This window comes from Paeniglutamicibacter kerguelensis (genome assembly GCF_017876535.1).
GTDB classification, from domain to species: domain Bacteria; phylum Actinomycetota; class Actinomycetes; order Actinomycetales; family Micrococcaceae; genus Paeniglutamicibacter; species Paeniglutamicibacter kerguelensis.
Window position 1 is genome coordinate 3,597,282 of record NZ_JAGIOF010000001.1, and the last position, 13,878, is coordinate 3,611,159.

Genomic DNA, 13,878 nt, shown 5'->3' on the forward strand with positions numbered 1-13,878 from the left:
GATCGACGCGACATGTTGCTTACCACCTACTATCGTGACCGCAGACATAATCGTCCAATGCCAAAATTGCAGCACCATATAACCTGTTGTAATGATGAATCAGTTGGATCTGATGTACTTTCTTGCAGTGGCCCGCTCGAATTCAGTGAGCGGAGCGGCAGCCGAACTGTTCGTTTCCCAGCCGGCAGTCTCACGCAGAATCGCCTCCCTCGAACGAAGCCTCGGCCTTCGACTGTTCCGGCGCACGCCCTCCGGCATGGTGCCCACGGCCGCCGGCGAGCGCCTCCAAGCTCTAGCGCAAGACCTACACAACCGCCTCGAGCGGGCCAGTGACGTCATGGGCGCCCTTGGCGAAGGACAGCACCTCTTCACCGTGGCCTGTCCCGAAACCACTGGCAACTACTTTGTTGCACCCTTTATCGCCACCGGCGCACCAATCTCCGATATCCTGCCCTCAAGGCCCGCTGATGTATATGGGCTTCTTGACACCGGAGCGGACATGGCCGTGAACACCATGACACCCCCTGCACAGCTGCGTTCCCAGCACCTTCTATCCACTCCGATCCTCGTTCACTTCCCCGGCAACGCACCATTCCCGGTCACCAAGGGACAAGCCGAGCTCAAGGATGTTGCCCGTTTCGCCATGCAGATGCCCGGCTACGGAAGCGCAGTGGAGCGCAACGTCCGCGCTGCCGCAGGACGATCCTCAATCGACCTGTCGCTTGCCACGCCGGCAAGCAACGGCATCCTCGCCCAAGCCCAGGCAGCCGCGGGCCGCGGGGCTTCGATTGCCATCGAACCCGCAGCATTTGGGCTAAACGAGGCCCTGTTGATTCACGAGGGAGATCCACTGGCCGTTGACATTCATGCCGCCTGGGAATCGGATCACTATGCAGCGCCCGAGCTAGAGGCGCTGGCCAAGGAATTGGCAACATGGATGAAATACACTGCGCCACAGGCGCATTCGAACACTCATCACCACAAGCTCTCCATAGGAACATAGGCGTTCAGGGGCGACCGCGAAGATGCACGCCTGACCACAATCAAGAACTCCATGCCGGGAGGGAGCTGGACGGAAACGTCCAGTGCACTCCCGGCATTTTTCTGCCCGCTGCGTTCGGTTCACATGCCCAACAGCCGAGCCGCTGGATCGTTTTGATGCGGGAACACCGAGCGTTCAAATAACGCAATTTATCGACAACGTAAATATCTTAGGCTAGCCTTACTTTATCGCTTTGCTGGCGTTAGGCCGGCGGACGGAGCCTTCGCAGTGGCATCCAGCCGCCGGCCTCCTCTCTAGATAAGGAAGTTCACGGTGGAAGCCATATTGTTCCCGGCGCACATCAACCAGGAACACGAGTATGGCGTGGCCAGTCACTATCTGGTCGGCACCGAATTTTTCCCGAGCGCGCACAACCAGCGCGATCCGTACGCGCTTCCCAGCTACGAAATCATTGGGCATTGGGTCTACCCAACGGCCTACAACCCCTATGCCAGTTACGAATTCCCGGTATTCATGTTCTCCGAGGAACATTTGGTTTCCACGGGATACGGTGACACTCCCGTGGGCCTGCCACTCTACGAGGTTCACTGCACCTGCCCCGGGCACAGTTCACCGGTCTACATGTAGCTGACCCGATAACCGGAAGGTCGAACAGGGTCGCAACTTCCCACTCGCAGGCACAGCATTCATCGACGCCCCGCCCGCGGCCGATGATCGGTTCCATGCCGCCAACCGCGATTCACTGACGAGCCCGCTTCGCATATCAGGCGCGCAACAGCCGCATGGACAGGCGTCCGCCGGGCAGTCTCCCACCGTCCATGGCGAAGAACAAGGCCGCACTTGCCGAGCATTGCGCACGCGGGTGGATTCACTCCGTCAGCCGCCACCACCTGCCACAAGTAATTCCCCGCCAACGGGCCATTTTCAGGCGTCTGGACCGCGTGCCGATACTAATTCGAAAGCATTGACCAATGCCTTCATCACTATCCGACATGCGCAAATCAAGAAGTCACCAAATACCGCATATATCCCTTTCCCAAGTAGGCTGAACAGTTAATCCCTTCGACGGAAAGAAAGCCCCATGCTCGCATTCGCAGTGATCGGAGGCATTGGCCTCCTGCTCCTGATCATGTCCATGACCCTGGGAGAGATTTTCGATCTTTTCGACGGAATCATCTCCGCCACTGCCGTCGGTGCGGCTGCCACGCTCTTCGGCGCCGCGGGTGCGATTGTGTTGCTCAACGACGGTCCACTGTTGCTGGCCTACATCGCGGGCGCCCTTCTGGGAGCCATCGGCATCGTCGGCGTAGCGCTGCTTGCCCGGAAGATGGCCAGCATTTCCGACGCACAGCCCCACGAAGTCATCGGACTTCTGGGCGTCGCCACCACAGATATCAACAACATCATTGGGAAGGTTCAACTGAACCACCCCGATGAAATCAACCAGCGCCTCGCCTTTTCAAGCAGCCCTATCGAGCAGGGCACACCAATTGCCGTTGTGGCTGTTGTTGGAGACCGCATCAGGGTCGCATCCACCTCTGAACTGAACGGAGTCTAACCCATGGATATTGCCGTAAATGGAACGGTCATCGCCGTCGCAGCAATCCTCGCCGTCCTCGTAGCCCTCATCTGGTACGCCACCACCCGATTGGTCACGGTGGCCCCAAACCAGGCCGTCATTCGCGCCGGCAAGGGAGCGAAGGGGCAGGTTCAAATATTCACCAAGGGCATCGTGCTTTTTCTGCCGGTCATTCACCAGAAATATGTGATGTCCCTCGAGCAGCGCCAGGTGGAGCTTGCCGTGGAAGGCGTAGACAAGAACTTCATCACCACCTCGGTGACAGCCAGCCTGAACTTCAAGTTCGACGATTCGGTCGAGGGCATGAGCAAGGCCGTCCAACGGTTCCTCACTCACTCGAAGGAAGACCTGAACGCCTCGGTGACCAAGTCGGCCGAGGGCGTGCTTCGTGGCATTGTTTCGGCCATGTCGGTCGAGGACGCGAACAACAACCGCAAGGAATTTCAGGACCAATCTCTGGAATCAGCGGTCACCCAGTTCGCCGAGCAGGGCATCCAGATCGACGCGTTCAACATCTCCTCGGTAAGCACCCCTTCCCGCACCGTGATCGGCCCGGACAATATGCCGACCGTCATCGACTACCTGGAGGAGGTCGGCAAACCGGGCCTGGAGCGAGCCAAACGCGAAGCCCGCGTCGCCACGTCCAAGGCCTTCCAGGAATCGGAAGCGGCCCGCATTGAACAGGAAGGGGCCACCGCGGCTCTGGCGCGTGACCTCGCGATCAAGAAATCCGAGTTCAAGGCCGAGGAGGACCGTGCAGCGGCCATCGCCAGCTCGGCCCATGAGCTTGCCAAGGCCGAGCAGGACGTCCTGGTTGCAGAGCTCGAGCGCAAGGCGCTGGCCGAAAAGGCCCTGGTGGAGCAGGAACGCCTTGACATCGAGGTCCACAAGCCTGCCGACGCCCAAGCCTACAAGCTTCGCACCGAGGCCCAGGCCAAGCGGGACGCCGACGTCTTCAACGCAACGGCCCGTTCCGAGTCCAAGGCCATCGAGGCCGACGGTGCCAAGCGCGCCTCCATTGCCGACGCAGAGGCCCGCGCCGCCGCCCAGACGGTGGAGGCCGAAGCTTCGAAGAACGCCGAGGTGTTCCGTGCCGAAGGCAAGGCCACAGCGGTGGAGCTCAACGCGAAGGCCGAGGCAACGGCCATTGAATACAATGCAAAGGCCGAGGCCGACGCGGTGCGCCTGCGCGGCGAGGCCGAGGGTGCATCCATTGCAGCCATCGGTGCGGCAACCGCTGCAGCCGAGGACGCGAAGGCCACGGCACTGACCGGACATACCCAGTCCAGCCTGGCGTTCCTGGCGATCAACGCCCTGCCGGAGATCGTCAAGGCCAGCTCGGATGCGGTATCCGGCATCGACAACTACACGGTCATCAGCAGCGACGGTGCCTCGGATGCCGTCAAACAGGCGAACCGGATCGTCACCGAGGGCCTGGCCATGATCAAGGCGGGCTCCGGAGTGGATCTCGGCGACATGCTTTCGGGACTGCTCGGCGGCACCGGGAACCCGGCAACATCGAAGGACGACAAGTCCCTGGCAGCGATCGACGCCAGGCCCGAGAACCCGGTCTTCGAACAGAACTAGCCTGGCCAACGAGGCGCCCCGCGGTTTTTTTGCGGGGCGTCTTGCTGTACCTGCCGGCAATCCCGGGCGTGCCCAGCGCCTGCTCGACGCCATGCGCGGGGTCGGCTGACCTGCGGCTTCAAGCCACGCCATCACACCCGGCATGGCCAGGCGCCTTCATGGTGCCCCTTCGGCTTCCAGACCCTGAGTAGGATTGTCGCATGCTGACCCAAGAAGGAAAGCGGGAGAAAATTCTCACCGCGTACCTGAACCTGCTCGTACACCAGGGGATCCGTGCCGCCACCCTCGATGCGGTCGGCTCGGCCTGCCAGCTTTCCAAGGCCGGTGTGCTGCACCACTTTTCCTCGATGGGCGCACTGCGGCAGGCAATCTTTGTTGAGCTTCAAGCCCAGGCAGCGGCAGACGCCAACAAGATGCTGGAGGACCTGCCCAACGCCGCCAACTACTACTTGGTTTCATCCCTGAGTCGCGACAGCCTGCTTGAACGTCTGATCGAGGCCGTGAACAGGTTGGCGCAAACAGGGGACGAGGCCGCCCTCGAGCTGCTGCGCACGTGCCGCACGGGCTGGTACGAGGCGTTGTTGCTGGCCTTGGGCGACGCTGCGCTGGCCAAGCTGGTACTCTTCGCCGGCGACGGAATCAACCACAATGCCCTATTGAGCCTCGATGAAACCAATGAAACATTCCTTGGTTCCTCGACAGCCAACGACCTGTTGGGTTTGGTGGAAAGGCTCCGCGAAACGGCCGGCCCCAGGGCCTGATCCTGTAACAAAACACGCCTCCAGCGACAGTGCTCCGCGTCACTTTACTCACCTACCAACCAGATGGTAGGTTTTAGGTCACAGCCGCACTATGCGGTGGATCACACAACCGCGGAGGGGCCCGAATGCAAACCACCACGCATGGACCTGCAGGCCAACCCACACCCGCGGCCACGCCGGGCAAGGGCCTTGCAACAGGCAAGCTCGGCATCGCCGGTTCCACGATCATCGGGCTGGCCTCCACCGCACCGCTCTTCTCGATTGCAGCGACCTTGGGCTACGTGGTGCTGGCGGTCGGCGCCCAGGCGCCCATCGCCTTCATCATCGCCTTCGTGCCGATGATGTTCACCGCCTTCGCCTACCGCGAGCTGAACAGCGCGCTGCCCGACTGCGGCACGGTCTTCACCTGGGCCGCGAAGGCCTTCGGCCCGCGCACCGGATGGTTCTCCGGGTGGGCGCTGGCCGTCGCCGGCATCTTTGTCATGGCAAACCTCGCCGAGATCACCGCCGTCTACATCCTCCACCTGGTCGGCGACGGGTCGCTCGTCGAAAACCGGGCCGTGGTCGTCGGGCTGGGCGCCGCAACCATCGCGATCATGACCTACGTGTCGATGCGCGGCGTGGAACTCGGCGAGAAGGTGCAGACGGTTCTGCTGGTCATCCAGTACGCCGCCATGGCCGCCTTTGTCATCGGCTGCCTGGTCGGGTACTTCACCGGCAACGCCCCGGATGCCACCCCGATATCCCTCGACTGGTTCAACCCGATACTTGCCGACCAATCCGGCATGGTCCAGGCCGTCATGCTCGCCCTGTTCATCTACTGGGGTTGGGACACCTGCCTGGCGCTGACCGAGGAAACCAAGGACCCGAAGAAGACCCCCGGCCGCGCCGCACTCCTGTCCACCGTCCTGCTGCTTGTCACCTACGTCGGCATCACCCTCGCCGTGATGATGTACGCCGGAATCGGGGAAGAAGGGACCGGACTGGCTAATCCGGAGAACGCTGACGACGTCTTCTACGGACTCGCGTCCCAGGCCATGGGCCCGCTGGGATGGTTCCTCATCATCGCCGTGGCCATCTCCGCGCTTTCCTCCTCGCAGACCACCATCCTGCCCACCGCGCGCGGCACCTTTGCCATGGGCATCTACAAGGCCCTGCCGGCCCGCTTCGCGGTGGTCGGCGAAAAGTCGCAGACCCCCACGTTCTCCACGCTGCTGATGGGAATCATCTCCATCGCCTACTTCGTGGGCATGAGCTTGGTCAGCAACAACCTGCTGCAGGATTCGATCCTCTCGATCGGCCTGGCCATCGCGCTCTTCTACGGCATCGCATCCTTCGCCTGCATCTGGTACTTCCGCACGTCCCTGTTCACCTCCGCACGCAACGTCTTCTACCGTTTCCTCTTCCCGCTGCTCGGCGGGGTGTTCATGGCCTGGGCGTTCATCCAGTCGGCCATCGACATGGCGGATCCCGAGTACGGCTACGCAACCATCGGAGGGATCGGTTCCACCTTCGTGATTGGCATCGGCTCGCTGGCACTCGGCCTTGTCGCAATGTTCGTCTGGTCCCTGTTCCCCGAATCGAAGCCGTACTTCCGCAGGGAAACCATCAACAAAGACTCCAAGATCCTGGCACCCGAGTAATCCCCGGGGCTCGGATAAACCCGGCCCCGCAACCACTCCCCCATTCCGGCACAGCCGCCGGAAGACAACACCGCATAAAGACATCAGGAAAGGCCACAACGTGCACATCCTCATCATCGGAGCAGGCGGAGTCGGCGCGGCAGCCGCCCGCATCGCCAAGCGTCGCGACTTCTTCACCACCTGCCTGATCGCCGACTACGATCCGACCCGTCCCGAGAAGCTCATCGCGGAACTGGCGGATCCCCGTTTCAAGGCAGCACAGGTCGACGCCTCCGACGCCGCCGCGGTCGAGGCGCTGGTGCGCGAGCACGGCATCACCCACACGCTGAACGCCGTGGACCCGCGCTTCGTGATGCCGATCTTCACCGGCGTCACCCACGCGGGCGCCACCTACCTGGACATGGCCATGTCCCTGTCCACCCCGCACCCGGAAACCCCGCACGAGCTCACCGGCGTGAAGCTGGGCGACGAGCAGTTCAAGGCGCACGAAGACCTGGAATCACGCGGCATTCTTGCCCTGTGCGGCATCGGCGTCGAGCCGGGCCTCTCCGATGTCTTTGCCCGCTACGCGGCAGACGAGCTGTTCAGCGAGATCGACGAACTCGGCGTGCGCGATGGCGCCAACCTGACCGTCGAGGGCTACGACTTCGCCCCTTCTTTCTCCATCTGGACCACCATCGAGGAATGCCTGAACCCGCCGGTGATGTACGAGGCCGACCGCGGCTGGTTCACCACCGCCCCGTTCTCCGAGCCGGAGGTCTTCGATTTCCCGGAAGGGATCGGCGAGGTCAAATGCGTGAACGTCGAGCACGAGGAAGTGCTGCTGATGCCGCGCTGGATCGATGCCAAGAAGGTCAACTTCAAGTACGGGCTGGGCGAGGAGTTCATCTCCGTGCTCAAGACCCTGCACATGCTCGGCCTTGATTCCACCAAGCCGGTCAACGTCAAGGGCCAGATGGTTTCCCCGCGCGACGTCGTCGCCGCGGCGCTTCCGGACCCGGCACAGCTGGGCCACCTGATGAAGGGCAAGACCTGCGCCGGCCTGCTGGTCACCGGCAAGGGCAAGGACGGGGCTCCCAAGCGCGTCTACCTGTACCACGTGGCCGACAACGAGGAGACGATGGCCCGCGACAACTCGCAGGCAGTGGTCTGGCAGACCGCGTTGAACCCGGTCATCGCCTTGGAACTGCTGGCGACCGGCGTGTGGAGCAGCGCGGGCGTGCTGGGCCCGGAGGCCTTCGACGCCAAGCCGTTCCTCGACCTGCTCGGCTCCGAGGCCCCGGCCGGCTACGGTTCCCCGTGGCACATCCAGGATCGGACCCACGAACTGGGCGAATAAGTCATAACATGCAACGGAGGTCCCGGCTATTTTGGCCGGGGCCTCCCTGCGTATTGCGGGTACTTGTACGGCGGCCAGCTTCCCACCGCGCCGAGCGTCCGGCCAGACATGTTCGTCAACGCCGGTCATGGAAACACCTCCGAACCAGACCTGATCGGCGGTGCCATATATGTCGCACCACCCCGTCGCGGCACGGGCAGCCCGTCGAGTACCATGGCAAAAGATCACTTCGATGGAGGAGTGCACACCATGTCACACCCTGCCTACCCGCCCGGGAACCCCGGCTCTTCCACTCCCCAAGACCCCCTGGACCTGCCCCGCTATGGCGCCGGCTTCGGTGAAGCCGTCAAGCGGTACTTCAAGAAGTATGCGACGTTCAGCGGTCGTGCCAGCCGCAGCGAGTACTGGTGGATAGCGGTACTAAACGCCCTGGTCGGGATCGTCGCAGTAGCCGCCATGATCATGGGTGGCGCATTCAACTTCGAGCCCAACTCCGCCGGGATGCCCCCGGGCGCCATTCCCGGGGTGTTGCTATTGACACTCTACGGTCTTGCCACCATCATCCCCGGCTTGGCGCTGATGGTGCGCCGCCTCCACGACGGCAACTTCAGCGGCTGGCTGGTCCTGCTCCCCTTGGCGCCGCTCTTCGGGTCGCTGGCCATCCTGATCCTTGCGCTGATGCCGTCCAATCCGGCAGGCGCACGCTTCGACAAGGGTCAGGCCCGGCCAACGGGTCAGCCAACGCCGTAGCCGCGAACCCTTTCGGAGGCAGCGCCCCTGCAACCGGAACCCGGTTGCATGGGCGCTGCTCGTTGAGCGGCACCCCTGCCCGACCGCTGCACGGCCGGGGGCGTCGGGCAAAACGGCAGGCCCTCGCTCCTGGCTTCGACCTTCCGCATCCAGGCTGCAACGCACCGGTGGCACCAAGGACATTAAGTAGGTAGACTGGTCTACCTACCGAGAATTGGAATGTGATGGGTGAAATTGTGGGCCGGCAGCGTCCGGCAAGGAATCGACTGCTGAAGGCCGCGGCGGACTTGTTCTACGCGCACGGGATTGCGGCAACCGGCATCGATGCGATCACCGAGCAGGCGGGCGTGGCTCGGAAGAGCCTGTACAACAACTTCGCGTCCAAGGACGAGCTGGTGCTCACCTATCTCACCGAACGGCACCAGGAATGGCTGGGGCTGCACAGGCTGCGCACCGCCGAGGCGCGGACTGCCCGCGAGAGGGTGCTGGCGGTGTTCGATGCCTACATCGACCACGCCGAAGCCGCCTACTCCCACGGGTTCCGCGGGTGCGGGCTGCTCAACGCGGCGGCCGAGCTGCCTGTGGGCGCGCCCGGGCGGGCGGCGGTGCGGGCACACAAGGAAGAGGTCGAGTCGATCCTGGCCGCCGGGCTGACCGAGGCCCTCGACGCCGATTTGGCTGCAGACCTCGCCGAGGAACTGTCATTCCTGCTCGAAGGCGCCGTGGCCCGAGCAGGACTGGAAGGAACATCCGACCGCCTGGTTCGCGCCCGGACCATCGCCGCCGCACTGGTGGATGCAGAGTTGGTGGACGCGGCATGAACCGCGGAAGGATGCTCGCCATCGGGGCGATCACCATCACCTCGATCCTGTGGGGCACCACGGGAACCGCGGCCACTTTCGCGCCCGATGCAGGCCCGCTGGCGATCGGGGCCGCGGCACTGGGGATCGGCGGCATCCTGCAGGCCCTCATCGCGATTCCCGCACTGCGGGCACAGCGCGGTCGACTGCGTGCCAACCTGCCTCTGGTCGCCGTGGGCGCCGTGGCGGTGGCGATCTACCCGCTGGCGTTTTACAGCTCGATGCACCTGGCCGGGGTGGCGCTCGGCACCGTTGTGTCCCTGGCCTCGGCCCCGTTGGCTTCCGGGGTGCTGGAATGGTTCGTGCAACGAACCCCGCTCGGCCGGTGGTGGATGGTTGCCGCCGGGCTCGGCATCATCGGCAGCCTGCTGCTGTGCCTGTCCAAGATGGCCGACGGACCCGGTGGCGCCGGAAACACCCTCGCCGGCATGGCACTGGGACTTGTTGCCGGTGCCACTTATGCCTGCTATTCATGGTGCGCCCGACGCCTCATGGATCGAGGCGTCGGGCGCTCCGCCTCGATGGGTGCGGTGTTCGGGGTCGGTGGAATCCTGCTGCTGCCGGTGCTCGTGCTGACCGGCGCACCCTTGCTCGCCAGCACCCAGGCGTTCGCCGTGGCGGCCTACATGGCGCTGGTCCCGATGTTCCTGGGCTATGTGCTTTTCGGATACGGTCTGGCGCGTCTGGGAGCCAGCACCGCAACCACCATCACCCTGAGCGAGCCGGCCGTCGCCGCGATCCTGGCCGTGGCCATCGTCGGGGAAACCCTCAGTCCTGCGGGTTGGAGCGGGCTGGCCATCATCGGCGCGGCACTTGTCATCCTGGCCCTTGCGCCAGCCAACGCCGCAGCTTCAACCGATGACACGGCACCAACCAGCCCCACCCCAGCCCGCGACCTTCAACCGACTCCGGGGGCCAAGCCCTAACGCAGTGCGTCCAGCGCCAGCGTTGCGGCCTTGGTTCCCGAATCACGCGAACTGTGGATGGTGCTGGTGGTCATGCCCGCCCAGAACAGCACCCCGCCGACCGGATCACTCAGGCCGCTGCGCCGCGAGAACGGCCCGGGGTAGGCGCCCAACGCAAACCTGTCCTTGGACCAGTCGTAGGTCGTGGCTCCCACATGCTTCAGCCCCGGGTCCCCCGCAAACTTCCGGACGGTCTCAAGCCCGGCCTGGTGCCGTTCGGCCACCGTAAGGTCAAGCAGCTCCTGCGCCTTCCCTCCGGTCATCCAGGTGACGATGAGCTGCCCCTTGTATCCCGGGGTGCCGAGCGAGGCGTCCCACAGGGTCGGCGGGTTCTCGGAGAACAACGCGGCGACGTCCCAGCGGCGCGGGAGCGTCGGGTCCGCGGGCACGACGGGTTCGGCGAATTCAAGGATTCCCTTGAACACCGGCAGGTAGCTGATCTCATCGATGGCCGTGCGGCGCGCGTCGGGCAGTGGCGGGTCAAACTTGATGGCGCCGGATTTCAGCACGCCACCGGGCACCGCCATGACCACCACGCGGGACTTGAACGAACCGTTGTTGGTGTGCACGTCGACGCGGTTCTTGCGGTACTCGATGGTGTGGACAACGCTGGAGTGGCGGATTTCCACGCCGCGCACCAGCGGCCTGAGGACCTGGTCGTATCCGCCGATGACCCGGTAGTCGCCGTACTCCTCCGGCGGCATTTCACCCGAGTACTGCTGCATCTCCAAGACAAACTCGAGCTCGCCGGCGACCCGGGTGGCGGGCAGGACGTCGAACTGTTCGGAATCCCCCTCGATGACCCAGAAATAGATCGGGTAGTTCGAGCGCGGAATCCCGATCCTTGCCAGCCAGGTTTCGGCAGACTCCCCGACCATCGGTCGAGGTATCTCGCCGGGGAATGACGGCGCGCCCTGCGGGAAGTGGAAGGTGTCAAAGTCCTTGGCGCTGTTCCAAACACTGTCGCCCGTGTTGATCTTGGCGAACTTGTCCTCCCAGCGATGCGTCTTCAGGTTCTGCTGGCGGATCAAGTCCCAGGTGGAAACGTTGTGGCCGTGCACCAGCTCGCCGCCGCGCTCGTGTGGAATGCTCAGCGAGGTGCGGTCGGTCCACATGCGGCCGCCGATCCGGTCCCTGGCTTCGATGACAAGGACCTGCTTGCCTGCGTCCGAGAGCTTGCGGGCAGCTCCGAGCCCCGCGGCACCGGCGCCGATGACGATGGCGTCCCACATGCGGTTCAGCGATCCCAGGCCGTTTCCCCGGCTCTCGCCGGGGCTTGCCCCGGCCGTCAACAACAGGCCCGCGGCGGCAGCCGCGCCGGCTCCGAGCACTGTACGTCTGGAGACGCTTCCTTCGTGGCGGTTCGCCTGCCGGTGATCTTCGGGCTGCATTGAGCTTCCTTTCGTTGTCCGCTACGCGGCGGGGTTTCAAAGTGCCACGCTGATCGACCAACACCCGCGGGCCAGTGTGCACTGGGTCACACACTAACAATCGTCAACATAGTTGTCCATGATGTTGACAATGGTGTTGATTAAAGCTCGGGCGCGGCTTCATCCACACGCAAAAAACCCGCGTTGGTCGCTGCGCCATGCAGCAACCAACGCGGGCTTCGCCCGCAACTAGGCCCGGCGCAGGGCGGCCAACGCCAAGCCAGCGGCCACCGTTCCCGAATCGCGCGATTCGTGGATCGTGCTGGTGGTCATGCCGGCCCAGAACAGCACCCCGCCGACCGGATCACTCAGGCCCTCGCGCCGCGAGAACGGGCCGGGATAGGCGCCCAATGCAAACCTGTCCTTGGACCAGTCGTACGTTGTGGCCCCCACGTGCTGCAAACCCGGGTCGCCGGCCAGCTTGCGGACGGTTTCAAGCCCCGCCTGGTGCCGTTCGGCCACCGGCAGGTCAAGCAACTCCTGGGCCTTCCCGCCGGTCATCCAGGTGACGATGAGCTGTCCCCCGAATCCGGGCGTGCCGCGCGAGGCATCCCACAGGGTCGGCGGGTTCTCCGAGAACAGCGCGGTGACGTCCCAGCGGCGCGGGAGTGCGGCATCCGCCGGCACCACGGGCTCGGGGAACTCGAGGATCCCCTTGAACACCGAGAGGTAGCTGATCTCGTCGATGGCCGTGCGGCGCGCAGACGGCAGCGGCGGGTTGAAGGTGATCGCGCCGGATTTCAGCACGCCACCGGGCACCGCCATGACCACCACGCGGGACCTGAACGAACCGTTGTTGGTGTGGATGTTCACGCAATTGGCACTGTATTCGACGGTGTTCACCACGGTGGACTTGCGGATCGTGACATCGCGCATCAGCGGTTTGAGGATCTGGTCATAGCCGCCGATGACCCTGTAGTCGCCGTACTCCTCCGGCGGCATGGTGCCCGCGTACTGCTGCATGTCCAGCACGAACCCAAGTTCCTCCACGACCATGTCCGCGGGCATGACGTCGAACTGTTCGTAATCACCCTCCAGCACCCAGAAGTAGATCGGGTAGTTCGAACGCGGAATCCCGATCCGCGCCAACCACACCTCGGCGGTCTCCCCGGCCAGCGGCTGCGGAACACCCGCAGGGAACGACGGGGCGCCCTGCGGGAAGTGGAAGGTGTCATAGTTCTTGGCGCTGTTCCACACGCTGTCACCGGCATTGATCTTGGCGAACTTGTCTTCCCAGCGATGGGTTGTCAGGTTTTGCTGCCGAATCAGGTCCCAGGTGGAAACGTCATGACCATGCACCATTTCCCCGCCGCGCTCATGCGGGATGCTCAGCGAGGTTCGGTCGGTCCACAGTCGGCCGCCGATCCGGTCCCTGGCCTCGAGCACCAGGACCCGCTTGCCGGCGGCGGCGATCTTTCTGGCCGCCCCGAGGCCCGCGGCCCCGGCGCCGACGACGATTGCGTCCCAGGTGTAGGTCGGCGCCGCAACTGCCGACCACGGGCTGGCCCCGGCCGTGAGCAACAGGCCGGCGGCGGCCGCACCGGCTCCAAGGATGGCCCGTCGGGAAACATTTCCCGTGGGCTTATCCTGAGGCCGAAGGTTTTCTGACTGCATAGAGCTTCCTTTCGTAGTCCGCGAGACCGCGGGGCTTCAAAGTGCCATGCCGTCCCCATGCCCCCACCGGCGATTGTGCACTGCGTCACACACTAACAATCGTCAACAGCGTTGTCTACGCAGTTGACAAGGGTGTTGTCGACGAAATTGACCGCCCGAGGCCGCGCCTTCCGCTCGCGCACCGGCACCTGCAAACCCCCACTTCAAGGCCGGGGCCGGCGCAATCCCCCGGGCGGCGCCGCAGACTTGTCTGGCCAACTTCGCCCGAGCGCCGCCAGCTCGCCCGACATCCCGGCCGGTCGGCCATGCCCATGTCGCCGCACAACACTTCTGCCTCGCCATGCAGG

General features: G+C 64.1%; 12 protein-coding genes. 10 read left to right on the plus strand and 2 right to left on the minus strand.

The features are described 5' to 3' along the window. Positions 1-91: 91 nt before the first annotated feature. The 10 genes from JOF47_RS16390 to JOF47_RS16435 all read left to right on the plus strand — a co-directional run bounded on the left by JOF47_RS16390 (position 92) and on the right by JOF47_RS16435 (position 10,448). On the plus strand, positions 92-1,003 hold the full coding sequence (locus JOF47_RS16390; RefSeq protein WP_210000344.1) for a LysR family transcriptional regulator: 912 nt from the start codon (positions 92-94) through the stop codon (positions 1,001-1,003). Between the two features lie 312 nt (positions 1,004-1,315). Next, on the plus strand, positions 1,316-1,630 hold the full coding sequence (locus tag JOF47_RS16395; protein ID WP_210000346.1) for a hypothetical protein: 315 nt from the start codon (positions 1,316-1,318) through the stop codon (positions 1,628-1,630). A gap of 454 nt (positions 1,631-2,084) precedes the next feature. Further along, positions 2,085-2,561: an NfeD family protein gene (locus tag JOF47_RS16400; RefSeq protein WP_210000348.1), complete on the plus strand. Its 477-nt coding sequence runs from the start codon at positions 2,085-2,087 to the stop codon at positions 2,559-2,561. 3 nt (positions 2,562-2,564) lie between these two features. Then, entirely contained in the window at positions 2,565-4,169 is a 1,605-nt protein-coding gene (locus JOF47_RS16405) for an SPFH domain-containing protein (RefSeq protein ID WP_210000350.1), read from the plus strand. A gap of 200 nt (positions 4,170-4,369) precedes the next feature. Beyond that, complete coding sequence (locus JOF47_RS16410; RefSeq protein WP_210000352.1) at positions 4,370-4,930, plus strand: TetR/AcrR family transcriptional regulator; 561 nt, start codon at positions 4,370-4,372, stop codon at positions 4,928-4,930. Positions 4,931-5,055: 125 nt separating this feature from the next. Then, positions 5,056-6,573 (plus strand): APC family permease, encoded by a 1,518-nt coding sequence (locus tag JOF47_RS16415; RefSeq protein WP_210000353.1) that lies wholly within the window; start codon positions 5,056-5,058, stop codon positions 6,571-6,573. Between the two features lie 100 nt (positions 6,574-6,673). Then, positions 6,674-7,912: a saccharopine dehydrogenase family protein gene (locus JOF47_RS16420; RefSeq protein WP_210000357.1), complete on the plus strand. Its 1,239-nt coding sequence runs from the start codon at positions 6,674-6,676 to the stop codon at positions 7,910-7,912. 249 nt (positions 7,913-8,161) lie between these two features. Next, positions 8,162-8,662, plus strand: coding sequence for a DUF805 domain-containing protein (locus JOF47_RS16425; protein WP_210000359.1), 501 nt, complete (start codon positions 8,162-8,164; stop codon positions 8,660-8,662). Between the two features lie 224 nt (positions 8,663-8,886). Then, positions 8,887-9,483: a TetR/AcrR family transcriptional regulator gene (locus tag JOF47_RS16430; RefSeq protein WP_210000360.1), complete on the plus strand. Its 597-nt coding sequence runs from the start codon at positions 8,887-8,889 to the stop codon at positions 9,481-9,483. Next, positions 9,480-10,448, plus strand: a complete 969-nt coding sequence (locus JOF47_RS16435) for a DMT family transporter (protein ID WP_210000361.1) — start codon at positions 9,480-9,482, stop codon at positions 10,446-10,448. Before JOF47_RS16430 ends, JOF47_RS16435 begins: the two co-directional genes overlap by 4 nt. On the opposite strand, the gene JOF47_RS16440 is transcribed toward JOF47_RS16435, so the two are convergent. Together JOF47_RS16440 and JOF47_RS16445 are read right to left on the minus strand one after the other, a co-directional pair. Then, on the minus strand, positions 10,445-11,878 hold the full coding sequence (locus JOF47_RS16440) for a flavin monoamine oxidase family protein (protein WP_210000362.1): 1,434 nt from the start codon (positions 11,876-11,878) through the stop codon (positions 10,445-10,447). The two genes, JOF47_RS16435 and JOF47_RS16440, sit on opposite strands and share 4 nt — an antisense overlap. A 228-nt stretch (positions 11,879-12,106) precedes the next feature. Then, on the minus strand, positions 12,107-13,531 hold the full coding sequence (locus tag JOF47_RS16445; protein WP_210000363.1) for a flavin monoamine oxidase family protein: 1,425 nt from the start codon (positions 13,529-13,531) through the stop codon (positions 12,107-12,109). Positions 13,532-13,878: the final 347 nt, after the last annotated feature.